The organism is Streptomyces sp. NPDC060198 (assembly GCF_042728415.1).
Classification (GTDB): domain Bacteria; phylum Actinomycetota; class Actinomycetes; order Streptomycetales; family Streptomycetaceae; genus Streptomyces.
Genome location: NZ_JBHWZJ010000022.1, coordinates 1 through 26342, shown reverse-complemented (window position 1 = coordinate 26342; position 26342 = coordinate 1). Strand labels below are relative to the sequence as shown.

The window sequence follows — 26342 nt, the reverse complement described above, 5'->3', positions numbered from 1 at the left end:
GGCTCCTCGGGTCACCACCCGGCAGCAGATGCCGGGTGTTGGGTCAATTCTACGGGGCGTGGTGAGGGGGGTGGGACACACCCACCCCCCTCGGTGAGCCGGAGGCTCAGGAAACGCCGAGCTCCTTGGCGTTGGCCTTGAGGTCCTCAATGCCACCGCACATGAAGAACGCCTGCTCGGGGAAGTGGTCGTACTCGCCGTCGCAGATCGAGTTGAACGCGGCGATCGACTCGTCGAGCGGAACGTCCGAACCGTCCAGGCCGGTGAACTGCTTGGCGGCGTGGGTGTTCTGCGACAGGAAGCGCTCGACGCGACGGGCACGGTGGACGACGAGCTTGTCCTCTTCGCCCAGCTCGTCGATACCGAGGATCGCGATGATGTCCTGGAGGTCCTTGTACTTCTGCAGGATCCCCTTGACACGGCTGGCCGTGTCGTAGTGGTCCTGCGCGATGTAGCGCGGGTCCAGGATGCGGGACGTGGAGTCCAGCGGGTCCACGGCCGGGTAGATGCCCTTCTCGGAGATCGGACGGGAGAGAACCGTCGTCGCGTCGAGGTGGGCGAACGTGGTGGCCGGGGCCGGGTCGGTCAGGTCGTCCGCGGGGACGTAGATCGCCTGCATCGAGGTGATCGAGTGACCACGCGTCGAGGTGATGCGCTCCTGGAGCACACCCATCTCGTCGGCCAGGGTCGGCTGGTAACCCACTGCGGACGGCATGCGGCCGAGCAGCGTGGAGACCTCGGAACCGGCCTGCGTGAAGCGGAAGATGTTGTCGATGAAGAGCAGCACGTCCTGCTTCTGCACATCGCGGAAGTACTCCGCCATGGTCAGGGCGGACAGCGCGACCCGCAGACGGGTGCCCGGCGGCTCGTCCATCTGGCCGAAGACCAGCGCGGTCTTGTCCAGGACGCCCGAGTCGGTCATCTCGTCGATGAGGTCGTTGCCCTCACGGGTGCGCTCGCCGACACCGGCGAACACCGACACACCGTCGTGCAGCTTCGCCACACGCATGATCATTTCCTGGATGAGGACCGTCTTGCCGACGCCCGCACCACCGAACAGACCGATCTTGCCGCCCTTGACGTACGGGGTCAGCAGGTCGACGACCTTCAGGCCGGTCTCGAACATCTCGGTCTTCGACTCGAGCTGGTCGAAGGCCGGGGCCTTGCGGTGGATCGGCCAGCGCTCGGTGATCTGCGCCTCGGCCTCCGGCTCGTTCAGGATCTGACCGAGGGTGTTGAACACCTTGCCCTTGGTGATGTCACCGACGGGGACCGTGATGCCGGCGCCCGTGTCGGTCACCGGCGCCTGGCGGACCAGACCGTCGGTGGGCTGCATCGAGATCGCACGGACCACGCCGTCACCCAGGTGCTGGGCGACTTCGAGGGTCAGCGTCTTGCGCGCGCCGTCCTCGGCCGGGTCGTCCACCTCGACGTGCAGCGCGTTGTAGATCTCCGGCATCGCGTCGACGGGGAACTCCACGTCGACGACCGGGCCGATCACCCGGGCGACGCGGCCCGTGGCAACGGCCGTCTCAACTGTGGTCGTCATTACTTGTCACTCCCCGCGGTCGCGTCGGCCAGCGCACTGGCACCACCGACGATCTCGCTGATTTCCTGGGTGATTTCGGCCTGGCGGGCCGCGTTGGCAAGCCGGGAGAGGCTCTTGATGAGGTCCCCGGCGTTGTCGGTCGCCGACTTCATCGCGCGGCGGCGGGCAGCGTGCTCGGAAGCAGCGGCCTGCAGCAGCGCGTTGTAGATGCGGCTCTCGACGTAGCGCGGCAGAAGGGCGTCAAGGACGTCCTCAGCCGACGGCTCGAAGTCGAACAGGGGAAGGATCTCCCCCTTCGTGCCGTTCTCTTCCGCGACCTGGTCGAGGGAGAGCGGCAGCATCCGGCCTTCGATGGCGTTCTGCGTCATCATCGACACGAATTCCGTGAAGACGATGTGCAGTTCGTCGACACCGCCCTCGGCCGAGTCCTTGGTGATGGCCTCGATGAGGGGGGCGGCGATCGCCTTGGCGTCCGCGTACGACGGGTTGTCGGTGAAGCCCGTCCAGGACTCCGCGACCGTCCGCTCACGGAAGCCGTAGTACGCGACACCCTTGCGGCCGACGATGTAGGTGTCGACCTCCTTGCCCTCCGCGCCAAGACGCTCCCGGAGGCGCTCCGCCGCCTTGATGGCGTTGGAGGAGTAGCCGCCGGCCAGACCGCGGTCGCTCGTGAGGAGCAGGACCGCTGCCCGGGCCGGAGCCTCGGCTTCGGTGGTGAGCGGGTGCTTGGTGGTGGAGCCGGTCGCCACCGCGGTCACCGCGCGGGTGAGCTCGGTGGCGTACGGCAGCGACGCCGCCACCTTGCGCTGCGCCTTGACGATGCGCGAGGCGGCGATCATCTCCATCGCCTTGGTGATCTTCTTGGTCGCGGTGACGGCTTGGATGCGGCGCTTGTAAACGCGAAGCTGAGCGCCCATCGATCAGCCCTCGCCCAGAAGCTTGCCGTCCGAGGTCTCGAACTGCTGCTTGAACGCGGCAATGGCGTCAGCGATCGACTGCAGCGTGTCGTCCGACATCTTGCCGCCCTCGACGATGCTGGTGAGGAGGTCCTTGCGCTCGCGGCGCAGGTAGTCCAGCAGCTCGCTCTCGAAGCGACGGATGTCCTCGACCGGGACGTCGTCCATCTTGCCGGTGGTGCCGGCCCAGACGGAGACGACCTGCTCCTCGACGGGGTACGGGGCGTACTGCGGCTGCTTCAGCAGCTCGACCATGCGCTTACCGCGCTCCAGCGACGCCTTGGAGGCCGCGTCCAGGTCGGAACCGAAGGCGGCGAACGCCTCCAGCTCGCGGTACTGGGCGAGGTCCACGCGCAGTCGGCCGGAGACCTGCTTCATGGCCTTGTGCTGGGCGGAGCCACCGACTCGGGAGACCGAGATACCGACATTGAGCGCCGGACGCTGACCCGCGTTGAACAGGTCGGACTCCAGGAAGCACTGGCCGTCGGTGATGGAGATGACGTTGGTCGGGATGAACGCCGACACGTCGTTCGCCTTGGTCTCGACGATCGGAAGACCGGTCATCGAACCGGCACCCATCTCGTCGGAGAGCTTGGCGCAACGCTCCAGCAGACGCGAGTGCAAGTAGAAGACGTCGCCCGGGTAGGCCTCGCGGCCCGGCGGACGGCGCAGCAGCAGCGACACGGCGCGGTAGGCGTCGGCCTGCTTCGAAAGGTCGTCGAAGACGATCAGGACGTGCTTGCCCTGGTACATCCAGTGCTGGCCGATGGCCGAACCGGTGTACGGCGCCAGGTACTTGAAGCCGGCCGGGTCGGACGCCGGGGCGGCGACGATGGTCGTGTACTCCAGCGCGCCGGCCTCTTCGAGGGCACCGCGCACCGAGGCGATGGTGGAGCCCTTCTGACCGATGGCGACGTAGATGCAGCGCACCTGCTTGTTCACGTCGCCCGAGCGCCAGTTGTCGCGCTGGTTGATGATCGTGTCGACGGCCAGAGCGGTCTTACCCGTCTGACGGTCGCCGATGATCAGCTGACGCTGGCCGCGGCCGATCGGCACCATCGCGTCGACGGCCTTGTAGCCGGTCTGCATGGGCTCGTGGACCGACTTGCGGACCATGACGCCCGGGGCCTGCAGCTCGAGGGCGCGTCGGCCGTCGGTCGCGATCTCGCCGAGACCGTCGATCGGGTTGCCGAGCGGGTCGACGACGCGGCCGAGGTAACCCTCGCCGACGCCGACGGAGAGCACCTCACCGGTGCGCTGCACCGGCTGGCCCTCCTCGATACCGCTGAACTCGCCGAGGACGATCGCACCGATCTCGCGCTCTTCGAGGTTGAGGGCGAGACCGAGGGTGCCGTCTTCGAACTTCAGCAGCTCGTTCGCCATGGCGGAGGGCAGGCCCTCCACCTTCGCGATGCCGTCGCCGGCAACGCTGACCGTACCGACCTCCTCGCGCGAGGCCGCGTCCGGCTGGTACGACTGGACAAAGTTCTCCAGTGCGTCCCGGATCTCCTCCGGCCGGATCGTGAGCTCCGCCATCTGGGTTCCCTGCTCTCCTTGTTGGGCCCGAAGTTTCTTAAGGGGGTCTGGGGGCCGACCCCCAGGAATCTTCTGCAGTTTCTGCACGGCCCAACCGGGCCGCAGGTGTTGCTCGTTCAGTTGGTGCGAAGGCTGGCGTCAGCCGGCCATGCGGCGGGTCGCCTCGTCGAGGCGGTCCGCGATGGTGCCGTTGATGACCTCGTCACCGACGCGCACCGAAACTCCGCCGAGGACCTCGGGGTCCACGTCCAGGTTCAGGTGCATCTGCCGGCCGTAGATCTTCGCCAGCGCCGCGCCGAGGCGCTGCTTCTGCACGTCGGTCAGCGGTACCGCCGAGGTGACCACGGCCACCGTGCGTTCGCGACGTGCGGCGGCGAGCTTGGACAGGGTGTCGAGCCCTGCTTCCAGGCTACGTCCGCGGGGGTGCGTGACCAGGCGCGTGACGAGACGCTCGGTCGCCGGGCGGCTCTTCCCGCCGAGCAGGCTGCGCAGCAGCGTGCCCTTGGCGGCGGGGGTGGCCGTACGGCTGGTGAGCGCGGAGCGCAGCGCCGTGTCGGAGGAGACGATCCGGCCGAACCGGAACACCTCGTCCTCGACGTCGTCGAGCGCTCCCGCACGCTGGGCCGCGGTGAGGTCGGCGGTGGCCGCCAGCTCCTCGACCGCGTCCACCAGGTCGCGCGAGAAGGACCAGCGCGAGCGGACCATGCCCGAGATCAGGTCGACGGCTTCGCCGCTCACCTGACCGCCGAGCAGCCGGCCCGCGAGCTCGGCCTTGGCCTCGCCGCTCTGCGCCGGGTCGGTGAGGACCCGACGCAGCGAGACCTCACGGTCGAGCAGCGCGGTGACGGATGCCAGCTCTTCTGCGAGCTTCTCGGCGTCGACCGACGTGTTGTCGGTCAGCGCGTCGAGTCGCTCGCGCGCGGCAGCCAGTGCCTCGCGGCTCGCGTGGTTCATCGGACGGCCTCGGCCTTCGCCTCGAGCTCGTCGAGGAACCGGTCGACGGTGCCGCTCTGCCGGGCGTGGTCCTGGAGGGACTCACCGACGAGCTTGCCGGCCAGGTCGGTGGCGAGCTTGCCCACGTCCTGACGCAGCGCGGCGGCCGCGGACTTGCGGTCGGCCTCGATCTGGGCGTGACCGGCAGCGATGATCTCCTCACGCTGCCGCTGGCCTTCCGCCTTCATCTCCTGGATGATGACGGCGCCCTGCTCCTGCGCCTCCTGGCGCAGTCGAGCGGCCTCGTGACGCGCCTCGGCGAGCTGAGCCTTGTACTGCTCAAGAACGCTCTGCGCCTCGGTCTGGGCCGCATCGGCCTTTTCGATACCGCCTTCGATGGCCTCGCGACGCTCGTCCAGAACCTTGTTGATGTTCGGGAGGAGCTTCTTGGCGAGGAGACCGAAGACGATGAGGAAGGCGATGAGGCCGATGACGAGCTCGGGGATCGGCGGGATGAGGGGGTTTTCCGCCTCTTCGGCCGCGAGCTGAACCAGGGGGTTCACATCAGTGCCTTTCGTCTCGGTTGCTGGTCGTCAGGGCCTGAAAATCAGGAGCCGTAGACGAACGGCATGACCAGACCGATGAGGGCGAGCGCCTCACAGAAGGCGAAGCCGAGGATCTGGTTGGCGCGGATCAGGCCGGCAGCCTCGGGCTGACGGGCGAGGGCCTGGGTGCCGTTACCGAAGATGATGCCGACGCCGACGCCGGGGCCGATCGCGGCGAGGCCGTAACCGATGGAGCCGAGAGCCTTCAGGTCGCCAGTGACAGCGGCGAGGGTCTGGGACATGCCAGTCTTCCTTCTCTTTCAAGGACCGATGGGGGTTGGCCATCGGACGAATAAGGGTCGGGTGCGTGAGGCTCAGTGGTGCTTGGCGAGCGCGCCCTGGATGAAGGTGCAAGTCAGGAGTACGAAGACGTACGCCTGCAGCGCCTGGACAAAGAGCTCGAACGCGGTCATCACGATGACCATCACGAACGAGACGCCGGCGTAGGCGATACCGATGCCGTTGAGCAGGTACCAGCTGGCGATCGTGAACAGCAGCAGCAGCGTGTGGCCCGCGAACATGTTCGCGAACAGTCGCACCGCGTGCGTGAACGGGCGGACGAGCAGGTTCGAGAAGAGCTCGATGAACGCGGCCAGCCAGGCGACCGGGCCGAGCGACTTGTCGAAGCCGGTGATGTTCTTCCAGCCGCCGACGAACCCGTGCTTCTTGAACGTCAGGCTCACCCAGAGCACGTAGACGATCAGGGCGAGGACGATCGGGTACGCGATGATCGACGTCACGGGGAACTGCGCGACCGGGATGATCGACCAGAGGTTCATCATCCACACGAAGAAGAACAGCGAGACGACGAGCGGGACGTACTTCTCGCCCTCGCGCTTGCCGATGGTCTCGTGCACGACGCCGCGGCGGATGAAGTCGTAACCCATCTCGGCGACGGACTGCAGCTTGCCGGGGACGATCTTGGGCTTGGCGAACGCGGCCCAGAAGAAACCGACGATGATGACCGAGCCCAGCAGGGCCAGCAGCATCGGCTTGTTGAAGTACAGGTTGCTGTCCGCATCGCCCCAGAGGGGTTCGAACAGGAACGAGTGCAGGCCGGGTGCCGGGAAACCACAACCGTCAAAGATGTGGCAATCGGTCTCGAAGGCGAGCACCTGTGTCGGGTCAGCACTCACCGCGGGCTCCTTCAGCGTGGCGCATAGGTACGGCAACCTCGTTGTGTCGGCGCGGCGCGCAGCCGCGGTTCGGCACTGGACTGGTGTTTCGGATGTGAGAGCGGCAGTCAGGCATGTGAGCCTCGCGATCGGGCAGGCGTCAGCTCACATGCCCGCGCCCGCAGTGCCGCAGTTGGAACCGGACGATAGCAGGGTCCGGATCGGGCATTTATTCCGCCCCTACCCTTCACGTCGTGGAGCCGGTCTTTTCGGGCTTTGCGGCCTTGCTGGACTCGGGTTCGACGTAGAGGATCTTGGCCTTCATGTACGCACGGGCCTGGGCACCGATCCATACGAGGGTGAGCGCGACCAGCGAGATCGCGAACGCCTTCGGGTTGAACGCGGTCGTGTTCTTGAACAGGGCGACGAAGATCACCATCAGCAGAAGCTGAGCGGTGTACAGCATCAGCCCCATCATCTGGAACAGATGCGGGAGGGACCGGGCGGTCCGCTGCAGGACGACGAGTCCGAGCCCCATGAAGAAGATCGAGACCACCGCCCCGACGAGCGCGCCGAGCGCCCCCTTGCCGCCGGCCACACCCGCGCTGATCGCGACGGCGATCACGCCGACGGCAGCGGTGGGCAGGACGGTGTGAAGGAGGATCCGGGCGTCGTTGGTCGGCATGGCGGCAGCTCCGCTTGCTTGGGGTGGGCAAATGGTGTCGTCATGGACGAGCGTAGGCCCGGTCCGAGTCGATGCCTGAGGCCAATGGACCGACGTACTGGGGTCCTTCGGCTCTGTCACCGGGTCTCGTGAACGGTATCACAAACTATTTGATGAGGTCTTTACCTCAAACGTGTGCCAACTGTCACACGCGAGGACTAGTTGCCCGCGTGGCGACGCGACAGTCTGACGACTTGTCTGGTAAAGGCGACAGCGTCCGAAAGGTCAGCGCGAGGAATTGGCTCTGCGCCGATCGGAGAACCGCGAACGAGTGCCGATGGCGGTCGCTCCGTTGACGCCGGAGACGCCCACCGCGACCCGTGGGCGGTCGGCGTCCTCGGCCGCCTCCGCGAGGTGCGAACCGTGCGCTTCCGGAGCCACCGCTCCCTCCGCCGCGGGCACCGAGTCCGCCGGGAGCTCCGCGGGGCGGCGCCGGCGCCGGTAGCGGGGCGGCACCATGGAGTTGGCCCAGCGCGGGGCACGCGGGGTGAAGCGCGGCAGCAGGAGCAGCACCAGCCCGACGGCGCTGAGGAACACGATCACCAGCACGATCCACATCGACGCCGAGTGCACCGAGTACCCGACCGCGCCGAACGCGATCAGCGCCGACCAGAAGTACATGATCAGCACGGACCGGCTGTGCGAGTGGCCGATCTCCAGCAGCCGGTGGTGCAGGTGCCCGCGGTCGGCGGCGAACGGCGACTGGCCGTTCCAGGTGCGGCGCACGATCGCGAGCACCAGGTCGGCGGCGGGGATCGCGATGATCGTCAGCGGCAGCAGCAGCGGGATGAAGACCGGCAGCATCGCGTGGGTCGCCTGCCGCTCGCTCCCCTCGAAGAGCTTCATCGCGTCCGGGTCGACCTGCCCGGTCACCGAGATCGCACCGGCGGCGAGGACCAGGCCGATCAGCATCGAGCCGGAGTCGCCCATGAAGATCCGCGCCGGGTGCATGTTGTGCGGCAGGAAGCCCAGGCACATGCCCATGAGGATCGCGGCGAAGAGAGTGGCGGGGGCGGCCGCCTCGATGCCGTACCCGTACCAGAGCCGGTAGGTGTACAGGAAGAACGCGGCGGCGGCGATGCAGACCATGCCGGCGGCGAGGCCGTCCAGGCCGTCGACGAAGTTCACCGCGTTGATCGTCACCACGACCAGCGCGACCGTGAGCAGGGTGCCCTGCCAGGGGGTGAGCGCCACCGTCCCGATACCGGGGATGGGCAGCCAGAGGATCGTCAGCCCCTGGATGACCATGACGGCGGCGGCGATCATCTGGCCGCCGAGCTTGATCAGGGCGTCGATCTCGAACTTGTCGTCCAGGACGCCGATCAGCCAGATCAGCGCAGCCCCGGAGAGCAGCGCCCTCGGCTCGTTGGAGAGCTCGAAGACCCCGCCGAGGTTGAACAGGTGCGAGGCGACGATCAGTCCGGCGCACAGTCCGCCGAACATGGCGATGCCACCGAGCCGCGGTGTCGGTTCCCGGTGCACGTCGCGCGCGCGGATCGCGGGCATGGCCCCGATCGCGATGGCGAACTTCCGCACCGGTCCGGTCAGCAGATAGGTCACTGCGGCCGCGACACACAGCGTCAGCAGGTAATCACGCACGGGCTGCCCCACAGATTTCGCCGGCCATCTCAGCCCCACACCCTAGCCCCACGAGCGAAGACACCGGGGAACGGGTGACGGTTCCACAGGTTCCGTCTACCCGTGGAAGGGCTGATACCGCTCGGCGAATCCCCGCACTTCGGCACGGATACGATCATGATCCCCGCCGTCCCGGACCGCGTCGGCGAGCAGGACGGCGATCCGTGCCACGTCCGCCTCGTCCATGCCCTGGGTGGTGACGGCGGCCGTACCGAGCCGGATGCCCCTGCCGTGACCGTCCGTGAGGGCGGCGGCTCCCGCGTGCGGCAGGGCGCAGACGTCCAGCACCATCCCCGCGGCGGCGAGGCGGTCGCGGGCGGTACGTCCGTCGACGCCGAGGGGGGCGGGGTCGGCCAGCACCATGTGGGTGTCGGTGCCGCCGGTCGCCACGTCGAAGCCCTCCGCTTCCAGGGCGGCGGCGAGCACCCGGGCGTTGGCGACGACCCGGTGCGCGTACATGGCGTACGCGGGCGTCGCCGCCTCGCCGAACGCGACGGCCTTCGCGGCGATCGTGTGCATCTGAGCCCCGCCCTGGGTGAAGGGGAAGACCGCGCGGTCGATCCGTCCGGCCAGTTCCTCCCGGCAGAGCAGCATTCCGCCGCGCGGCCCGCGCAGCACCTTGTGCGTGGTGGCGCAGACCACGTCGGCGTACGGGACCGGGTTCGGCGCCGCTCCCCCGGCGATCAGCCCCATCGGGTGCGCGGCGTCGACGATCAGGCGGGCGCCCACCTCGTCGGCGATCTCGCGGAAGAGCGCGTAGTCGGGGTGGCGGGGGTAGGAGATCGAGCCGCAGACGATGGCCTTGGGGCGGCGCGCGCGGGCCAGGGCGCGTACCTGGTCGTAGTCGATCAGCCCGGTGCCGGGGTCGACGCCGTAGCCCGTGAAGTCGAACCAGCGGCCGGAGAAGTTGCCCGGCGATCCGTGCGTGAGGTGACCGCCGGAGGTCAGGCCCATGGCCAGTACGGCGTCGCCCGGGCGCAGCAGCGCGGCGTAGGCGGCGAGCACGGCGGAGGACCCGGAGTGCGGCTGGACGTTGGCGTGTTCGGCACCGAAGAGGGCGGTGGCGCGGGAGGTGGCGATGCGTTCGGCGGCGTCGGCCTGGTCGCAGCCGCCGTGGTGGCGGGCGCCCGGGTAGCCCTCGGCGTACTTGTTGGCCAGCGGCGAGGAGAGCGCCGCGAGTACGGCGGGCGACTGGAAGTTCTCGGCGGCGATCAGCTGGAGGGAGCCGGCCTGTCTGCGGGCCTCCTCCCGCAGCACTTCGGCGATCTCCGGGTCGGTCCGGAACAGTGTTCCGAGGTCCTCGGCCGGGGCGGCGTGCGGCGGGGGTGCTGGGGAAATGCTGACCGGCATCTGACGGCTCCGGGCCTGAGGGTGCTGCCGTGGGGGCTTCGCATCCAATGTAGGCCGGTACGCGGCCGTGTGCCCGTCACGAAAGGGCTGGTGGGGCCGGTCGGCGCAAGGGGCCTCACCAGTCGCACGGAACGGTCGGCCGGGGCGTGGCTCAGTGGTGCGCGGGTACGCCGGTGAGCGCCGTGACGACCGGGTCGAGCGCCTGGTTGATCTCGTCCCCGATCGAGCGGAAGAAGGTGATCGGGGCGCCGTACGGGTCGTACACCTCGTCGGCGTCCGCGGTCGGGGCCAGCAGCCAGCCGCGGAGCGCGGCGGCGGCGCGCACCAGGGCGCGGGCACGCTCGACCACGCCCTCGTCGTGCGCGTCCGGCAGGGTGGCGGGGTCTATGGCCCGCACGAGCCGGGTGAACTCCTTCAGGGTGAAGGTGCGCAGACCGGCGGAGTGGCCCATCGAGATGACCTGCGCACGGTGGTCCCGGGTCGCGGTGAGCACCAGGTCGGCACGGATCACGTGCTCGTCGAGGAGCTCGCGGCCGACGAAGCCGGTGGCGTCCGCGCCGAAGTCGGCGAGGACGATCTCGGCGTTCGCCTCCATGGGGGCGCCCTCGTGCCCCCAGGTGCCCGCGCTCTCCACGATGAGGCCGCCCTGGAGGGGATCGCCGAGGCGGTCCACCAGGGCATGGCGGGTCAGCCGCTCGGTGATGGGCGAGCGGCAGACGTTGCCGGTGCTGACGTGGAGAATGCGGAAGTGGTCTCTCTGCCCCGCTATGCCACGCCCCTCAGGGGCGGTCAATTGGCCACCTCGAGGTCGGGTACCACCTTGCGCAGTTCCTCGACGGACAGGGCGCCGGCGCGCAGCAGGACCGGGACCTTGCCGGTGACGTCGACGATGGAGGACGGAACGTTGCCCGGGGTCGGTCCGCCGTCGAGGTAGACGGAGACGGAGTCACCGAGCATCTCCTGGGCGGCGTCACAGGTCTCCGGGGACGGGTGGCCGGTGAGGTTGGCGCTGGAGACGGCCATCGGGCCGACCTCGGTGAGCAGCTCGATGGCGACCGGATGCAGCGGCATCCGGACGGCGACGGTGCCACGGGTGTCGCCGAGGTCCCACTGGAGCGACGGCTGGTGCTTGGCGACGAGGGTGAGGGCGCCGGGCCAGAAGGCGTCGACGAGCTCCCATGCCTGCTCGGAGAAGTCGGTGACCAGGCCGTGCAGCGTGTTCGGGGAGCCGATGAGGACCGGGGTGGGCATGTTGCGCCCACGGCCCTTGGCGTCGAGCAGGTCCGCGACGGCCTCCGAGGAGAAGGCGTCCGCACCGATCCCGTACACGGTGTCGGTGGGGAGCACGACCAGTTCGCCGCGACGTACCGCCGAGGCGGCTTCACGCAGCCCGGTCGTACGGTCGGTCGCGTCGTTGCAGTCGTATCGCCGTGCCATCAGCCGGCCTCCTCAAGCGTGTACGGGTAGGGCTGGTACGGATGCGGGTGGTGCGGGCACGGAGCCGCGGCGCAGGTCACGGCATGGCCTTGCGGGCGGTGGCGAACCGCGGCCGGTTGTTGAGGTCCGGGTGGTCGGCCGCGTCGGCCCAGCCGCGTTCCTCGGTGAAGATCCAGGGGACCTGGCCGCCCTGGGTGTCGGCGTGTTCGATGACGACGAGGCCGCCGGGGCGGAGCAGGCGGTGCGCGGTGCGCTCGATGCCGCGGATGGTGTCGAGACCGTCCTCGCCGGAGAAGAGCGCCATCTGCGGGTCGTGGTCGCGGGCCTCGGGCGCCACGTACTCCCACTCGGTGAGCGGGATGTACGGCGGGTTGGAGATCACCAGGTCGACCTGGCCGTCGAGCTCGGGGAGGGCGCTCAGGGCGTCTCCGCGGTGCACGGTGACCCTGGACCCCTCGGCGTTCTTCCTGGTCCACGTGAGGGCGTCCTCGGACAGCTCCACGGCGTGCACGCGCGAGCGCGGCACCTCCTGGGCCATGGCGAGGGCGATGGCGCCGGAGCCGGTGCACAGGTCGACGATCAGCGGTTCGACGACGTCCATCGCGCGGACCGCGTCTATGGCCCAGCCGACGACCGACTCGGTCTCCGGGCGGGGTACGAACACCCCGGGCCCCACCTGGAGCTCCAGGTAGCGGAAGAAGGCGCGGCCGGTGATGTGCTGGAGCGGTTCGCGGTTCTCGCGGCGCGCGATGGTCTCCCAGTAGCGCGCGTCGAAGTCCGCGTCCGGCACCCGGTGCAGTTCGCCCCGCTTGACTCCGTGGACGAAGGCCGCGAGCTCCTCGGCATCGAATCGCGGCGAGGGGACACCGGCGTCGGCCAGCCGCTGGGTGGCCTGGGCCACCTCGGCGAGCAGCAGGTTCATCGCGGATCTCCGTACGGGTTCACGGGCGGGGCGGGCGGGATCAGGCGTTGGCGAGCTTGGCGGCGGAGTCGGCGTCGACGCATGCCTGGATCACCGCGTCGAGGTCCCCGTCGAGGACCTGGTCCAAGTTGTACGCCTTGAAGCCGACGCGGTGGTCCGAGATCCGGTTTTCCGGGAAGTTGTACGTGCGGATCTTCTCGGACCGGTCGACGGTGCGCACCTGGCTGCGGCGCACGTCGGAGGCTTCCTGCTCGGCGGCCTCCTGGGCGGCGGCGAGCAGCCGGGACCGCAGGATGCGCATGGCCTGCTCCTTGTTCTGGAGCTGGCTCTTCTCGTTCTGGCAGGAGGCGACGACGCCGGTCGGCAGGTGCGTGATGCGGACGGCCGAGTCGGTGGTGTTGACGGACTGGCCGCCGGGGCCGGAGGACCGGTACACGTCGATGCGCAGGTCGTTCGCGTGGATCTCGACCTCGACCTCCTCGGCCTCGGGGGTCACGAGGACGCCTGCGGCGGAGGTGTGGATGCGGCCCTGGGACTCGGTGGAGGGCACGCGCTGCACGCGGTGCACGCCGCCCTCGTACTTCATCCGGGCCCAGACGCCCTGGCCGGGCTCGGTGGCGCCGTTGCCGCCCTTGGTCTTCACGGCGACCTGGACGTCCTTGTAGCCGCCGAGCTCGGACTCGGTGGAGTCGATGATCTCGGTCTTCCATCCGATGCGCTCGGCGTAGCGGAGGTACATGCGCAGCAGGTCACCGGCGAACAGGGCCGACTCGTCGCCGCCCGCACCCGCCTTGATCTCCAGGAGTACGTCCTTGTCGTCGCTCGGGTCGCGCGGAACGAGAAGGAGGCGCAGGCGCTCGGTGAGCTCCTCGCGCTGCTTCTCCAGTTCCTTGACCTCGGCCGCGAAGTCGGGGTCGTCGGCGGCGAACTCGCGGGCGGTGACGATGTCGTCACCCGTGCCCTTCCAGGACCGGTACGTGGCGACGATCGGGGTCAGCTCCGCGTAGCGCTTGTTGAGCTTGCGCGCGTTGGCCTGATCCGCGTGGACCGACGGGTCGGCGAGCTTCTTCTCGAGATCGGTGTGCTCACCGATCAGTTCCTCGACCGCCTCGAACATCTTCGGGCTCCTGGGTGGGGGTGACTTCTACGGGCCTGCTGGAGGAAGGTGCCGGTCGGGTCCACGGGTCTCCCCCGGACCCGACCGGAAAAAACGCCGGTTCCGACCGCCCCCGAAAGGGCGCCCGAGAACCGGCGCTGTGGCTCGCTACTTGGCGGCGGAGCCTGCACCCTTGCCGAAGCGGGCCTCGAAGCGGGCCACACGGCCGCCGGTGTCGAGGATCTTCTGCTTGCCCGTGTAGAACGGGTGGCACTCGGAGCAGACGTCGGCACGGATGGTGCCGTTGTCGATGGTGCTCCGGGTGGTGAACGACGCGCCACAGGTGCAGCTGACCTGCGTGTCGACGTACGTGGGGTGAATGTCGCGCTTCAAGGTGTCTCCTAGTTTCGGGAGGGCTCCGGGTCGTCCGCGCGGATTGCGCGTCCGTGAACCGGGGCCGACGTACCAGTCTGCCAGGACCGGCCGTATCTCCCAAAACCGGGGTACGAGCCGGTCTATTCCCGGCGGGACCGGGCGGGACCGCGCCGAGTCGCGGCGCCGGAGGGCGCCCGCCCGGGGACGGCCGTCTCGTCGGACCGCTCTCAGCCGACGACGGTAGCCGCGGAGCCCTTGTCGCCTGCCGAGTTCGCGGTGGCGGCGGCCGGGATCGCGGCGTCCGCGCGCAGGGCCTTCCAGACCGCTTGCGCGTCCTTCTCCAGGGGGACCACCCGGTTGGGGTCCGCCGGGTCGTACTGGACGGGCAGGGTGACCATGTCGACGTCGTCGGCGCCGAGGTTCTTGAGCCCGCTCGCGAAGCCGGTGAGCTTGGTCACCGAGGCGAGGTCGGAGTCGGTGGTGATGGCCTTGGTGGCGGTGTTCGCTATTCCGAACAGCTTGGCGGGGTTGGTGAACAGCCCCACCGACTTGACCTGTTCCATCAGCGCCTTGACGAACGCCTGCTGGAGTTGGATGCGCCCGAGGTCGCTGCCGTCGCCGACACTCTTGCGCGTACGCACCAGGCCGAGGGCCTGCTCGCCGTCGAGGGTGTGCGTGCCGGGGGCGAGGTCGAGATGGCTGCCGGGGTCGTCGATCGCCTCGCTGGTGGTGATCTCGACACCGCCCAGCCGGTCGACGAGCTTCTTGAAGCCGGTGAAGTCGACCTCGACGTAGTGGTCCATGCGGATGCCGGACATCGCCTCGACGGTCTTCACCGCGCAGGCCGGACCGCCCACCTGGTAGGCCGAGTTGAACATCTGGCCGGTGGCCGCCGGGGTCCGCGTTCCGGTGCCGGGGTCGGTGCAGGCGGGCCGGTCGACGATGGTGTCGCGCGGGATCGAGACGACACTGGCGGACTTGTGGCCCTTGTTGACGTGCACGACCATCGCGGTGTCCGAACGGGCGGTGCCCTGGTCCGCGCCGTACTCGGAGTTGGCGCCGGAGCGCGAGTCCGAGCCGAGCACCAGGATGTCCTCGGAGCCGTCGTCGACGTCGTCGGGGCGGTCGGTGCCGAGAGCGGCGTTGATGTCGACGCCCTTGAGGTTGCCGTCGAGCGCGAAGTAGGCGTAGGCGAGTCCCGATCCGCCGAGGACCACGACCCCGGCCGCCGCCCAGGCCACCACGGTCTTCACCCGGCGCCGGCGGGACGGCTTTCTGCGCCGCCCGCCGGTGCCGCGTATGCGGCCCGTACCTCTGCTGCTCTGCTCGCTCATGGGTGTTCCTCGTTCCCGGTTCCCCGCTGCTCCCTGCTCCCCCCTGCCGGAGTGGTCCCGGCACGGTCGGGTCGTCTCTCGGATGGACGCCGAAGCACCAAGAAGGGTGCCACGACGCCCTGTGACCACCGTACGGCCGAACGGGTGGGAGGCGGACCTGGAGAACTGCCGGTGACACCGCGCTCACCTGCGGTTTCGTGCCTCCTGCACGCTTTTTCGCACCCCGTGGGCGGTCACCCTGAGTGTGGTGAACGTCTCGGAGACGAAGAAACCGCCCCCGCCGCGGGTGCGACGGGGGCGGTTCTGTGCAACTTCTTTGCGGACGTCAGTCGTTGTTGTTGCCCGGCGACGGCGTCGTCTTCTGGATCTGGAGCAGGAACTCCGCGTTGGACGAAGTCTTCTTCATCCGGTCCAGCAGAAGCTCGATCGCCTGCTGCTGGTCGAGCGCGTGCAGGACCCGGCGCAGCTTCCAGGTGATGGCCAGCTCGTCGCTGCCCAGCAGGATCTCTTCCTTGCGGGTGCTGGACGCGTCGACGTCGACGGCCGGGAAGATGCGCTTGTCCGAGAGCTTCCGGTCGAGCTTGAGCTCCATGTTGCCGGTGCCCTTGAACTCCTCGAAGATCACCTCGTCCATGCGCGAGCCGGTCTCGACGAGCGCGGTGGCCAGGATGGTCAGCGAGCCGCCGTCCTCGATGTTGCGCGCGGCACCGAAGAAGCGCTTCGGCGGGTACAGCGCGGTCGAGTCGACACCACCGGACAGGATGCGGCCGGAGGCCGGTGCCGCGAGGTTGTACGCGCGGCCCAGGCGGGTGATGGAGTCGAGCAGGACGACCACGTCGTGACCCAGCTCGACCAGGCGCTTGGCCCGCTCGATGGCCAGTTCGGCGACGGTGGTGTGGTCCTCGGCGGGGCGGTCGAAGGTCGAGGAGATGACCTCGCCCTTCACCGACCGCTGCATGTCGGTGACCTCTTCCGGACGCTCGTCCACGAGGACGACCATCAGGTGGCACTCCGGGCTGTTGACCGTGATCGCGTTGGCGATCGCCTGGAGGATCATGGTCTTACCGGTCTTCGGCGGAGCCACGATCAGGCCTCGCTGGCCCTTGCCGATCGGCGCGACCAAGTCGATGATCCGCGTCGTCAGGACGTTGGAGTCGGTCTCCAGGCGGAGCCGGTCCTGCGGGTACAGCGGCGTCAGCTTCTGGAACTCCGGGCGTCCGCGGCCGGATTCGGGCGCCATGCCGTTGACGGTGTCGAGGCGCACGAGAGCGTTGAACTTCTCGCGGCGCTCGCCGTCCTTGGGCTGGCGCACGGCACCGGTGACGTGGTCACCCTTGCGCAGGCCGTTCTTGCGGACCTGGGCGAGCGAGACGTACACGTCGTTCGGACCCGGGAGGTAGCCGGAGGTCCGGATGAACGCGTAGTTGTCGAGGATGTCCAAGATGCCCGCGACGGGGATCAGGACGTCGTCGTCGGCGACCGGCACGTCGCTGACGAAGTCCTCGCGGCCACGACGGCCACGGCGGTCGCGGTAGCGGCCACGACGGCCACGACGGCCGCCCTCGTCGTCGAAGTCGTCCTGCGGACCGTTGTCACGGTGCTGCTGGCCCTGCCCCTGGCCGCCACTCTGTCCCTGGCTCTGGCTCTGGCCCTGGCCCTGGCGCTGCGACTGGCCCTGGCCCTGGCGCTGCTGGCCCTGGTCGTCACCCTTGCCACGACGGTCGCGCTGACGGTCCCGGCGGTCACCGCGCTGGCGGTCCTGACGGTCGCCGCGACGGCCCTCGGCGGTGTCGGCGGCCGACTCGGCACGGGCGTCGGCCTTGGCCTCGGCGCGGTCGTCCTGCTTCTCCGCGACGCGCTCGTCCTGCTTCGGCTCGGCCTTCGCCTCGGGAGCACCGGCCTGCGCGGTGGCACGCCGACGGCGGCGCTCGCCCGCGGGCTGGTCGTCGCTGGCGGGCTGGCCGGGGATGTCGATCTGCTGCTGCGCGGCCGGCTTCTCGGCCGGGGCGGCGGCCTCGTCGCCCGTGCGTGCCTTGGAGGTCGCGCGACGCTTGGGCTTGCTCTCCGCGTCCGTACCGGCGGCGGGCGCCTTGGCGGCGGCCTTGGCGGCGGGGGCCTTGCCGGCCTGCGCCTCCTTGATGACCTCGATCAGCTGGCTCTTGCGCATACGCGCGGTGCCCCTGATGCCGAGGCCGGACGCGACCTGCTGCAGCTCGGCCAGGACCATGCCGTCAAGGCCGGTGCCGGAGCGGCGGCGCCGTGCGGTGGTGCCAGAGGCAGCACCTTCGGCGGGCGCGGCGCTGTCGACGCTCTTGTCGGCAGTCACGCCCATCAGATCGGTGGTGTCGCTCACGAAGGGTCCTTCCCTGGAGCGGACGTCGGCCTTCTGGCTCGGCGACCGGTTGTGCTGTCCGGCATTCGGTTGGTGATCTTTTCGATCGCGGACCGTGCCGGGGCGGTGGTCCGCCGGTGCGGCGGAGAGAGGAACGTGCGGGGTCCGACGCGAGCTCCCCCTGCTCGGCCCACTCATGGACGAACGAGGGGTGTCGTGCCGGTTCCGGAGCGTGCTCGAAACTGCTCAGACAGGCTGATCAGGCAGTTGGGGAGGCTCCCGGAAGAAAGGTGGTCCCTGAAGGGGACACGAAGCAACGCGTCGCTGGGACGTCGATTGCCGACTTGAGATTAACACTACCGGCTCCAACAAATATTCCCCCTCTCTGTCACCGGCAATCCCTCTGCTTACGGTGCGAGCGGCAGTACGCACGCGCCGGGACCGTCGAGCGCGAGCTTGTTCGCGGCCCAGCCCTCGCCCGCGAGGCGGGCCACCTTGTCGGCGGCGCCCTCTTCCGTGAGAGCCAGAACCGTGGGCCCCGCACCGGAGATGACGGCGGGCACCCCGTCCGCGCGCAGCCGGTGCACCAGTTCGAGGCTCTCCGGCATCGCCGGTTCCCGGTACTCCTGGTGGAGCCGGTCCTCGGTGGCGGCCAGCAGCAGCTCGGGGCGCCGGGTCAGCGCCTCCACGAGCAGCGCGGCGCGACCGGCGTTGGCGGCCGCGTCGACGTGCGGGACCTGGCGCGGCAGCAGTCCGCGGGCGGTCTCGGTGAGCACCGGCCTGCCCGGCACGAAGACCACCGGCACGACCGCGGCGGCCGGGTCCATCCGGATCGCGCGGGCCGCCCCGCCGTCCATCCAGGCGAGGGTGAATCCGCCGAGGAGGCAGGCGGCGACGTTGTCCGGGTGGCCCTCGATCTCGGTGGCCAGCTCCAGCAGCGCGGCGTCGTCCAGGCGGGCCTCGCCGCCGGTCGTCACCGCACGGGCGGCGACGATGCCGGCGCAGATGGCGGCGGAGGAGGAGCCGAGGCCGCGGCCGTGCGGAATGCGGTTGGCGCAGACGATTTCCAGCCCGCGCGGCTGTCCGCCGAGGAGGTCGAAGGCGGTGCGCATCGAGCGTACGAGCAGGTGCGACTCGTCGCGGGGCAGGGTGTCGGCGCCCTCGCCGGCGATGTCGATGTGCAGACCGGAGTCGGCGACCCGGACGACGACGTCGTCGTAGAGGCCCAGCGAAAGGCCGAGGGCGTCGAAGCCCGGGCCCAGATTGGCGCTGGTGGCGGGGACGCGCACCCTGACGGCGGCGGCTCGGAACGCGGGACCGGCCATCGGCTGGTGGACTCCTTGGGGCGGGGATGCGGTGCGTGCGGGCGACTCTGCGGCGGCGGGGTGACGCGGGAGTCCGGTCGGCCGGAAGACGACTTCCGGGCGGCGGTGCTTCCGGTGGTGGACCCCACGACCACGGCACGACGACGGGGACAGGGCCGTAACGGCGCTGCCGGTCACGTACAGCTTATCGAAGGAAGGTTCTGTGGCGACATAGGGCGCATGGGAGGCGCACGATGCGTGTCGCACGCATCCCCTGCGCTCTCCGCCCCGGACAGGGCGGTTGGGCCCTACCGGGCCGGTGTGCGCCGCACCGCCCGGCGGTGTTTCGCCTGCCGGGCGGTGCGGTGTCGGTGCGGGGCCCCGTAACCGGGTCACCGCGTGCGGACGGGGCTCAGGCGAGACCGAGCTTCTCCGCGGCGGTGGCGGCGTCGACCGGGACGGTGACCGGCTGCGGTGCGCCCGCGACGGCCCAGTCGGGGTCCTTGAGGCCGTTGCCGGTGACGGTGCAGACGATCCGCTGGCCGGGGTCGACCTTGCCCTCTTCGGCGGCCTTGAGCAGACCGGCGACGGAGGCGGCCGAGGCGGGCTCCACGAAGACTCCCTCCTGCGCGGCCAACAGGCGGTAGGCGGAAAGGATTTGACGGTCCGTCACTTCGTCGATGAAGCCTCCGGACTCGTCCCGGGCGGCCAGCGCGTAGTTCCAGGACGCCGGGTTGCCGATCCGGATCGCGGTGGCGATCGTCGCCGGGTCCTTCACGATCTCGCCGCGCACGATGGGCGCGGAACCGGAGGCCTGGAAGCCCCACATGCGCGGCCGGTGGGTGGTCAGGCCGTCACCGTCGTACTCGGTGTAACCCTTCCAGTAGGCCGTGATGTTGCCCGCGTTGCCGACCGGCAGGACGTGGATGTCCGGGGCGTCGCCGAGCGCGTCGACGATCTCGAACGCGGCGGTCTTCTGGCCCTCGATGCGGACCGGGTTGACCGAATTGACGAGCGCCACCGGGTAGTTGTCCGACAGCGAGCGGGCCAGCGTCAGGCAGTCGTCGAAGTTGCCGTCGACCTGGAGGATCTTGGCGCCGTGCACGAGCGCCTGGCCCATCTTGCCGAGCGCGATCTTGCCCCGCGGTACGAGGACGGCGCAGACCATCCCGGCGCGCACCGCGTACGCGGCGGCGGAGGCGGAGGTGTTGCCGGTGGAGGCGCAGATGACGGCCTGCGCGCCCTCCTCCTTGGCCCGGGTGATGGCCATGGTCATGCCCCGGTCCTTGAACGAACCGGTGGGGTTGGCGCCCTCGACCTTGAGGTACACCTCGCAGCCCGTGCGCTCGGAGAGAACCTGCGCCGATACGAGCGGCGTACCACCCTCACCGAGAGAGACGACCGGCGTCGTGCTCGTGACCGGAAGGCGGTCCCGGTACTCCTCGATGATGCCCCGCCACTGGTGGGTGCCCTTGCTGGTCATGGGTCCTTACTCCCCTTCAACACGCATGATGCTGGCGACACCGCGCACGGTGTCGAGCTTGCGCAGTGCTCCGACGGTCGCCGAGAGGGCGGCGTCGGGCGCGCGGTGGGTGACGACGACGAGAGAAGCCTCGCCACTCGTGTCCACCCGGCGCCCGCCGCCGCCCTGCTCGACGGCGACCTCGTCGCCGCTGCCTGAATTACGGCTCTGCTGACGAACGGTATCGATCGACACGCCCTGCTCGGCGAAGACCGTGGCGACCTGGGCGAGAACACCCGGTTTGTCGGCGACGTCGAGGCTGATGTGGTAGCGCGTCACGACCTCACCCATCGGGCTGACGGGGAGGCGCGTGTAAGCGGACTCACCGGGGCCGGTGGCCCCGTTGAGCTTGTTCCGGCAGACGGCGACGAGGTCGCCCAGGACCGCCGAGGCGGTCGGCGAACCGCCGGCGCCGGGGCCGTAGAACATCAGTTGCCCGGCAGCCTCGGCCTCGACGAAGACGGCGTTGTACGCCTCGCGGACGGAGGCCAGCGGGTGGCTGAGCGGGATCATCGCGGGGTGGACGCGCGCGGTGACCGACTGCCCGTCCGCCGCCCGCTCGCAGATGGCGAGGAGCTTGACGGTGCAGCCCATACGGCGGGCGGAGGCGATGTCGGCGGCGGTGACCTCGGTGATGCCCTCGCGGTGCACCTCGCCGATCTTCACCCGGGTGTGGAAGGCGATCCCGGCGAGGATCGCGGCCTTCGCGGCGGCGTCGAAGCCCTCGACGTCGGCGGTCGGGTCGGCTTCCGCGTAGCCGAGGGCGGTGGCCTCGTCGAGCGCCTCGGAGTAACCGGCTCCGCTGGTGTCCATCTTGTCGAGGATGAAGTTGGTCGTGCCGTTGACGATGCCGAGCACCCGGTTGACCTTGTCGCCGGCGAGGGACTCGCGCAGCGGACGCACCAGCGGGATGGCCCCGGCGACGGCCGCCTCGTAGTACAGGTCGCGGCCGTGCTTCTCGGCGGCGGCGTGCAGAGCCGTGCCGTCCTCGGCCAGGAGCGCCTTGTTGGCGGAGACGACGCTCGCGCCGTGCTCGAAGGCGGAGGTGATGAGGGTGCGGGCCGGCTCGATGCCGCCGATGACCTCGATCACGACGTCGATGTCGCCCCGTTCGACCAGGGCCGTGGCGTCGGTGGTGATGAGCGCGGGATCGATCCCCTCGCGCACCTTCGAGGGCCGGCGGACGGCGACGCCGGCGAGCTCGACCGGCGCGCCGATGCGCGCGGCGAGGTCGTCGGCGTGCGTCGTCATGATGCGCGCCACCTCTGAGCCGACCACACCACAGCCCAGCAGCGCCACCTTCAGCGGACGCGTACGCATCATCCGACCTCGTTTCTCCTGCGTTTGATATGTGGACCAGTCTCACTCACCGGACGGGCGATTCTGTCACCCGTCCGGATTCTGAGACATCTATTTCATCAGCCGACATCGAGACGCAGGAGATCTTCCTCCGTTTCACGTCGGACGATGACGCGCGCCCGTCCGTCGCGCACGGCGACGACGGGCGGGCGGAGTGCGTGGTTGTAGTTGCTCGCCATGGACCGGCAGTAGGCGCCGGTGGCCGGTACGGCGATCAGGTCGCCGGGTGCCAGGTCGGCCGGCAGGAACGCGTCCTTCACCACGATGTCGCCGCTCTCACAGTGCTTGCCGACGACCCGGACCAGCATCGGTTCGGCGTCGGAGCTGCGGGAGACGAGCGCGACGCTGTACTCGGCGTCGTAGAGCGCGGTCCGGATGTTGTCGGACATCCCGCCGTCGACACTGACGTACGTGCGCAGCCCTTCGAGCGGCTTGATCGTGCCGACCTCGTAGAGGGTGAAGGCGGTGGGGCCCACGATGGCGCGCCCCGGCTCGACGGAGATCCGGGGGGTGGCGAGACCCGAGGCCTCGCACTCGCGGGTGACGATGTCGCCGAGCGCCTTGGCGATCTCGTGCGGCTCGCGCGGGTCGTCGTCGGAGGTGTAGGCGATGCCCAGGCCGCCGCCGAGGTCGATCTCGGAGAGCTCGACGCCGTGCTCGTCGCGCACCTCGGCGAGGAGCTGGACCACCCGGCGGGCGGAGACCTCGAAACCGGCCATGTCGAAGATCTGCGAGCCGATGTGGGAGTGGATGCCGGTGAGCTCCAGACCGTCCAGCGTGAGGGCGCGGCGTACCGCCTCGGCCGCCTGGCCACCGGCCAGCGCGATCCCGAACTTCTGGTCCTCGTGCGCGGTGGCGATGAACTCGTGGGTGTGTGCCTCCACCCCGACGGTGACCCGGATCTGCACCCGCTGACGCTTGCCGAGCCGCTGGGCGGCGTGCGCGACGCGGACGATCTCCTGGAAGGAGTCGAGGACGATCCGGCCGACACCGGCCTCCACGGCCCGCTCGATCTCGTCGACCGTCTTGTTGTTGCCGTGGAAGGCGATGCGCTCGGCGGGCATCCCGGCGTCCAGCGCGGTGGTCAGCTCACCACCGGAACAGACGTCGAGGTTGAGCCCCTCCTCGCGGAGCCAGCGCACGATCGCGCGGGAGAGGAACGCCTTGCCCGCGTAGTAGACGTCGGCGTCGGCGCCGAAGGCGTCGGCCCAGGCACGGCAGCGGGCCCGGAAGTCGGCCTCGTCGAGGAAGTACGCGGGGGTGCCGAACTCCTCCGCGAGCCGGGCGACTTCGATGCCGCCGACGGTGAGGGCGCCCTCGGCGTCACGGGTGACGGTGCGCGACCAGACCTTCTCGTCCAGGACGTTCAGGTCGGCGGGCGGGGCGGCGTAGTGCCCCTCGGGGACCACATCGGCGTGACGGGGTCCGGCGGGGTGGGCGGATCGGCTCATCGTTCGGTTCTCTCAGGTCTCTCGGGTCTCAAAGATGTAGGGGCGCACTGATACCGAGCAGGGACAGGCCGCCGGCCAGCACCGTACCGGCGGCCTCGGCGAGGGCCGGCCGGGAGCGGTGGGCGGCCGAGGGTTTCTCGTCCCCGGCGGGGAGCGGCGGGCAGGCGTCGTGGAAGTCGAAGAAGGCGTGCGCGACGGCTTCGAGGTGGCGGGCGAGCCGGTCGGGCGCGCGGTGCCGGGCGGCGGCGAGCAGGACCACCGGATGGTCGGCGAGGAGGGCGGTCAGCGCGAGGGCGGCCGGCTCGCCGAACGGGGCACCGCGGTCCGGGGCGGTACGGTCCCGGGCGCCGTCCCCGTACCCGTCGGGCGCGACGTACGCCTCGGGCGCGGCGAACGCCTCGGGCGCGACGTACGCCTCGGGCGCGGCGAGGACGCCGAGCTCGCGGGCGGCCCGGGTGACGGCGTGGGCGCGGGCGCGGGCGTAGCGGACCAGGAAGAGCGGGTTGGCGGCGCTCTGGACCAGGAGTCCGCCGTCGAGCGCGGCCCGGTCGTGGCCGGCGGCCCGCAGCAGCCCCCAGCGGGCGGCGTCCGGACCGAGGCGTACGAGCAGGTCGGCGGCAGGCACCCCGGCGGGCACGGGCCGGATCACGGTCGCCTCGCCCGCTTCCGCGGACGGGCCGTCCCCGGCGGGCGCGGAGGCCGCGCCGGGGGTGACCCCGAGGCCGCTCCACGCGGAGTCGGCGGGTCCGGCCGTGGCGGTGCGCGGGGCTGCGCCCTGCGACCGCAGCAGCGCGGCCACGGCGTCGGCGGTGACGGCGGCCCGGACCTCGGCCGCGTACGTCAGCAGGGGTGCCTCGCCGCGCAGCGCCGTCCCGTGGCCGTACTCCGTCCCGCGCGACGCCACCTCGCGCACGAGGGCGACGCGGGCGGCTCCGTCGGCAGAGGCGTCGAGCGTGAGGTTGAGGAAGCCGGGTCCGGTGATCTCGACCCGGCCGATCCCGGGCTCTGCCGCGATGCGGTCCTTGAGGATGCGGGCGACCTCGTGCGCGGGCAGTGCGGCCGGACGGGCCAGCTGGAGGGCGACGGCGCAGGCGTAGTCCCCGCTGCCGCCGGGCCGGGTCCGCTCCACCCGTACGCGCGCGGGCACCGCCACCCGCAGGGCATCCTCGTCGACCGCGCGGCGCACGGCGTGCAGCACGGTCCTGGAGAGGTCGGCGGGGGTCACGGGACCAGCCTAGGGGAGAGAGGGGGGCCCTCTGCGACCGCGTTTCGCCATGCGGGCACCGGGCCGGCGCCCGCCGGGGCGGGGTGCGCTCAGCGGGCGGCGCCGGCGGCCCGTCCGGCGCCGCAGCCGCCGTCCACCGCGGAGGGCTCCGGGGGCAGCGCGAGGCGGCGCACCAGCCGGACCAGCTCGCTGGGCTCGAACGGCTTCGCCAGGAACGCCTCCACCCCGGCGGCGACGCCCCGGTCCGCCTCGTACGGGGTGCAGGCGCTGATGATCGCGACCGGAATGGCGCTGGTACGGGGGTCCTCGCGCAGCCGAGCGGCGGTCCGGGGGCCGTCGAGCCGGGGCATCACGACGTCGAGGGTGATCACGTCGGGCCGCACGCGGTGCACGACGTCCAGGCACTCGACACCGTCGGCCGCGGTCACGACCTCGAAGCCCTCAAGCTCCAGGTTGACCCTGATCAGATGCCGGATGACCTTGTTGTCGTCCACAACAAGCACGCGGCCGTACGCCCCTGACACCTTTCGAGAGTAGGTGCGTCCCCGGGGCCGCGTCCGGGTTTTGCCCACTTCCGCCCCGGGACCGGGCCGCCCCGCTCCCTCGCGTACGCGCATCACCCGGCGCCGCGGGAATACCCGTTCACGGACACCCCCCGCGAGCTGGTAGTGTTTCACCCGTCGCAGAGCAACACCGCGATACGCCCCCGTAGCTCAGGGGATAGAGCATCGGCCTCCGGAGCCGGGTGCGCAGGTTCGAATCCTGCCGGGGGCACTTCCGGACAGAGGGTCTGACCAGCAGAAATGCTGATCAGGCCCTTTCTCGTGCGCCGGAACCGCCGGAACCGCCGGAACGCCGGCCCGTCCCCGGCCCGCCCCTCGCGGAGACGTCGCGGGGTCCGAGGCGAAGACCGGCTCGGGCACGCACGGACGCGCGGGAAGCCGGGAAGCGGCGCGGCTCCCGGTGGGCACCGCCACGCCGGGCCCGGCCCCTCAGTCGAGGCAGAACTCGTTGCCCTCGATGTCCCGCATCGCGATGCAGGACTCGTCGAAGCCGTCGGCGCGCATGACCTGTACGCACACCGCGCCGAGCGCGACCAGCCGGGCACACTCCGCTTCGAGTACGGCCAGGCGCTCGTCACCCACGAGCCCGGTGCCGGCCCGTACGTCGAGGTGGACCCTGTTCTTGACGACCCGGCCCTCGGGAACGCGCTGGAAGAACAGTCGCGGGCCCACCCCCGTGGGATCCACGCAGGCGAACGCCGCGCCCCGGCGCTCGGGCGGCAGCGAGCGGTCGTAGCCGTCCCGGTCGGCGAACCCCTCCGGCGGCGGCGGTACGACGTACCCCAGCACCTCGCACCAGAACCGGGCGACGCGCTCGGGTTCCGCGCAGTCGAAGGTGACTTGGAACTTCTTGATCGATGCCAACCGGTCCTCCAGGACGATCGCGGCGTCCGGGACACCGGACGCTGTCGCGCACGCGGCGATCCGGGCACCGGTGGGCGAGCCTGCCACGGGACCTCCCGCGGCTCAATCGCTTTACGTGCCGTGCCCCACCACGCCGTGCCCCACCCCGGGGG

The 26342-nt window shown here is 70.4% G+C and carries 24 protein-coding genes and 1 tRNA gene; 1 reads left to right on the top strand and 24 read right to left on the bottom strand.

Translation table 11 applies throughout. The features are described from left to right. Window positions 1-106: 106 nt before the first annotated feature. The 23 genes from atpD to ACFWEP_RS05405 all read right to left on the bottom strand — a co-directional run bounded on the left by atpD (window position 107) and on the right by ACFWEP_RS05405 (window position 25380). Entirely contained in the window at window positions 107-1549 is a 1443-nt protein-coding gene (gene atpD, locus ACFWEP_RS05515; RefSeq protein WP_387365952.1) for a F0F1 ATP synthase subunit beta, read from the bottom strand. Continuing rightward, window positions 1549-2466 (bottom strand): F0F1 ATP synthase subunit gamma, encoded by a 918-nt coding sequence (locus ACFWEP_RS05510; RefSeq protein WP_387365949.1) that lies wholly within the window; start codon window positions 2464-2466, stop codon window positions 1549-1551. Before ACFWEP_RS05510 ends, atpD begins: the two co-directional genes overlap by 1 nt. Before the next feature lie 3 nt (window positions 2467-2469). Further along, complete coding sequence (gene atpA / locus ACFWEP_RS05505; protein ID WP_386891238.1) at window positions 2470-4041, bottom strand: F0F1 ATP synthase subunit alpha; 1572 nt, start codon at window positions 4039-4041, stop codon at window positions 2470-2472. Window positions 4042-4179: 138 nt separating this feature from the next. Beyond that, complete coding sequence (locus ACFWEP_RS05500; protein WP_387365946.1) at window positions 4180-4995, bottom strand: F0F1 ATP synthase subunit delta; 816 nt, start codon at window positions 4993-4995, stop codon at window positions 4180-4182. Continuing rightward, the gene (locus ACFWEP_RS05495) at window positions 4992-5537 is read right to left on the bottom strand and encodes a F0F1 ATP synthase subunit B (protein WP_387365943.1); all 546 of its coding nucleotides are present in this window, start codon (window positions 5535-5537) and stop codon (window positions 4992-4994) included. The genes ACFWEP_RS05500 and ACFWEP_RS05495 overlap by 4 nt, the downstream gene beginning before the upstream one ends. A gap of 44 nt (window positions 5538-5581) precedes the next feature. Continuing rightward, window positions 5582-5821 (bottom strand): ATP synthase subunit C, encoded by a 240-nt coding sequence (locus tag ACFWEP_RS05490; protein ID WP_005311859.1) that lies wholly within the window; start codon window positions 5819-5821, stop codon window positions 5582-5584. A gap of 72 nt (window positions 5822-5893) precedes the next feature. Continuing rightward, the gene (atpB, locus tag ACFWEP_RS05485) at window positions 5894-6715 is read right to left on the bottom strand and encodes a F0F1 ATP synthase subunit A (RefSeq protein ID WP_387365940.1); all 822 of its coding nucleotides are present in this window, start codon (window positions 6713-6715) and stop codon (window positions 5894-5896) included. A gap of 226 nt (window positions 6716-6941) precedes the next feature. Next, window positions 6942-7379, bottom strand: a complete 438-nt coding sequence (locus ACFWEP_RS05480; RefSeq protein ID WP_387365937.1) for a hypothetical protein — start codon at window positions 7377-7379, stop codon at window positions 6942-6944. Window positions 7380-7643: 264 nt separating this feature from the next. After that, entirely contained in the window at window positions 7644-9029 is a 1386-nt protein-coding gene (locus ACFWEP_RS05475; RefSeq protein ID WP_387365934.1) for an MraY family glycosyltransferase, read from the bottom strand. 84 nt (window positions 9030-9113) lie between these two features. Next, window positions 9114-10406 (bottom strand): serine hydroxymethyltransferase, encoded by a 1293-nt coding sequence (gene glyA, locus ACFWEP_RS05470; RefSeq protein ID WP_387365931.1) that lies wholly within the window; start codon window positions 10404-10406, stop codon window positions 9114-9116. 151 nt (window positions 10407-10557) lie between these two features. Further along, the gene (locus ACFWEP_RS05465; protein ID WP_328719408.1) at window positions 10558-11199 is read right to left on the bottom strand and encodes a protein-tyrosine-phosphatase; all 642 of its coding nucleotides are present in this window, start codon (window positions 11197-11199) and stop codon (window positions 10558-10560) included. Continuing rightward, complete coding sequence (locus tag ACFWEP_RS05460) at window positions 11196-11843, bottom strand: L-threonylcarbamoyladenylate synthase (protein ID WP_328719409.1); 648 nt, start codon at window positions 11841-11843, stop codon at window positions 11196-11198. The genes ACFWEP_RS05465 and ACFWEP_RS05460 overlap by 4 nt, the downstream gene beginning before the upstream one ends. 76 nt (window positions 11844-11919) lie before the next feature. Next, window positions 11920-12765, bottom strand: a complete 846-nt coding sequence (gene prmC, locus ACFWEP_RS05455; RefSeq protein ID WP_266709130.1) for a peptide chain release factor N(5)-glutamine methyltransferase — start codon at window positions 12763-12765, stop codon at window positions 11920-11922. Between the two features lie 40 nt (window positions 12766-12805). Further along, complete coding sequence (prfA, locus tag ACFWEP_RS05450) at window positions 12806-13882, bottom strand: peptide chain release factor 1 (protein WP_266709128.1); 1077 nt, start codon at window positions 13880-13882, stop codon at window positions 12806-12808. Window positions 13883-14029: 147 nt separating this feature from the next. Next, window positions 14030-14254, bottom strand: coding sequence for a 50S ribosomal protein L31 (rpmE, locus tag ACFWEP_RS05445; protein WP_266709126.1), 225 nt, complete (start codon window positions 14252-14254; stop codon window positions 14030-14032). Window positions 14255-14463: 209 nt separating this feature from the next. Next, on the bottom strand, window positions 14464-15570 hold the full coding sequence (locus ACFWEP_RS05440) for an LCP family protein (RefSeq protein ID WP_387365925.1): 1107 nt from the start codon (window positions 15568-15570) through the stop codon (window positions 14464-14466). Window positions 15571-15895: 325 nt separating this feature from the next. Further along, on the bottom strand, window positions 15896-17923 hold the full coding sequence (gene rho / locus ACFWEP_RS05435; protein WP_387365922.1) for a transcription termination factor Rho: 2028 nt from the start codon (window positions 17921-17923) through the stop codon (window positions 15896-15898). A gap of 386 nt (window positions 17924-18309) precedes the next feature. After that, complete coding sequence (gene thrB / locus ACFWEP_RS05430) at window positions 18310-19227, bottom strand: homoserine kinase (protein WP_387365919.1); 918 nt, start codon at window positions 19225-19227, stop codon at window positions 18310-18312. A 391-nt stretch (window positions 19228-19618) separates the two neighbouring features. Then, complete coding sequence (gene thrC / locus ACFWEP_RS05425) at window positions 19619-20689, bottom strand: threonine synthase (RefSeq protein ID WP_387365916.1); 1071 nt, start codon at window positions 20687-20689, stop codon at window positions 19619-19621. 6 nt (window positions 20690-20695) lie between these two features. Further along, complete coding sequence (locus ACFWEP_RS05420; RefSeq protein ID WP_387365913.1) at window positions 20696-22051, bottom strand: homoserine dehydrogenase; 1356 nt, start codon at window positions 22049-22051, stop codon at window positions 20696-20698. 95 nt (window positions 22052-22146) lie between these two features. Continuing rightward, a complete protein-coding gene (lysA, locus tag ACFWEP_RS05415) occupies window positions 22147-23538 on the bottom strand; it encodes a diaminopimelate decarboxylase (RefSeq protein WP_387365910.1) in 1392 nt (463 codons plus the stop codon). 28 nt (window positions 23539-23566) lie between these two features. Next, complete coding sequence (gene nrtL, locus ACFWEP_RS05410; RefSeq protein WP_387365907.1) at window positions 23567-24763, bottom strand: ArgS-related anticodon-binding protein NrtL; 1197 nt, start codon at window positions 24761-24763, stop codon at window positions 23567-23569. An 89-nt stretch (window positions 24764-24852) separates the two neighbouring features. Beyond that, window positions 24853-25380: a response regulator gene (locus ACFWEP_RS05405; RefSeq protein ID WP_387365904.1), complete on the bottom strand. Its 528-nt coding sequence runs from the start codon at window positions 25378-25380 to the stop codon at window positions 24853-24855. 85 nt (window positions 25381-25465) lie between these two features. Here ACFWEP_RS05405 and ACFWEP_RS05400 point away from each other — a divergent pair. Further along, window positions 25466-25537: transfer RNA gene (locus ACFWEP_RS05400), tRNA-Arg, on the top strand. Window positions 25538-25755: 218 nt separating this feature from the next. On the opposite strand, the gene ACFWEP_RS05395 is transcribed toward ACFWEP_RS05400, so the two are convergent. Continuing rightward, window positions 25756-26190 (bottom strand): VOC family protein, encoded by a 435-nt coding sequence (locus ACFWEP_RS05395; protein WP_387365980.1) that lies wholly within the window; start codon window positions 26188-26190, stop codon window positions 25756-25758. Between the last annotated feature and the right edge of the window lie 152 nt (window positions 26191-26342).

Coding starts and splice junctions, on each gene's coding strand:
- atpD (WP_387365952.1), bottom strand. CDS start 1,549: ATGACGACCACAGTTGAGACGGCCGTTGCCACGGGCCGCGTCGCCCGG.
- ACFWEP_RS05510 (WP_387365949.1), bottom strand. CDS start 2,466: ATGGGCGCTCAGCTTCGCGTTTACAAGCGCCGCATCCAAGCCGTCACC.
- atpA (WP_386891238.1), bottom strand. CDS start 4,041: ATGGCGGAGCTCACGATCCGGCCGGAGGAGATCCGGGACGCACTGGAG.
- ACFWEP_RS05500 (WP_387365946.1), bottom strand. CDS start 4,995: ATGAACCACGCGAGCCGCGAGGCACTGGCTGCCGCGCGCGAGCGACTC.
- ACFWEP_RS05490 (WP_005311859.1), bottom strand. CDS start 5,821: ATGTCCCAGACCCTCGCCGCTGTCACTGGCGACCTGAAGGCTCTCGGC.
- ACFWEP_RS05480 (WP_387365937.1), bottom strand. CDS start 7,379: ATGCCGACCAACGACGCCCGGATCCTCCTTCACACCGTCCTGCCCACC.
- glyA (WP_387365931.1), bottom strand. CDS start 10,406: ATGCCGGTCAGCATTTCCCCAGCACCCCCGCCGCACGCCGCCCCGGCC.
- ACFWEP_RS05460 (WP_328719409.1), bottom strand. CDS start 11,843: ATGGCACGGCGATACGACTGCAACGACGCGACCGACCGTACGACCGGG.
- prmC (WP_266709130.1), bottom strand. CDS start 12,765: ATGAACCTGCTGCTCGCCGAGGTGGCCCAGGCCACCCAGCGGCTGGCC.
- prfA (WP_266709128.1), bottom strand. CDS start 13,882: ATGTTCGAGGCGGTCGAGGAACTGATCGGTGAGCACACCGATCTCGAG.
- ACFWEP_RS05440 (WP_387365925.1), bottom strand. CDS start 15,570: ATGAGCGAGCAGAGCAGCAGAGGTACGGGCCGCATACGCGGCACCGGC.
- thrB (WP_387365919.1), bottom strand. CDS start 19,227: ATGGCCGGTCCCGCGTTCCGAGCCGCCGCCGTCAGGGTGCGCGTCCCC.
- thrC (WP_387365916.1), bottom strand. CDS start 20,689: ATGACCAGCAAGGGCACCCACCAGTGGCGGGGCATCATCGAGGAGTAC.
- ACFWEP_RS05420 (WP_387365913.1), bottom strand. CDS start 22,051: ATGATGCGTACGCGTCCGCTGAAGGTGGCGCTGCTGGGCTGTGGTGTG.
- lysA (WP_387365910.1), bottom strand. CDS start 23,538: ATGAGCCGATCCGCCCACCCCGCCGGACCCCGTCACGCCGATGTGGTC.
- ACFWEP_RS05405 (WP_387365904.1), bottom strand. CDS start 25,380: ATGCGCGTACGCGAGGGAGCGGGGCGGCCCGGTCCCGGGGCGGAAGTG.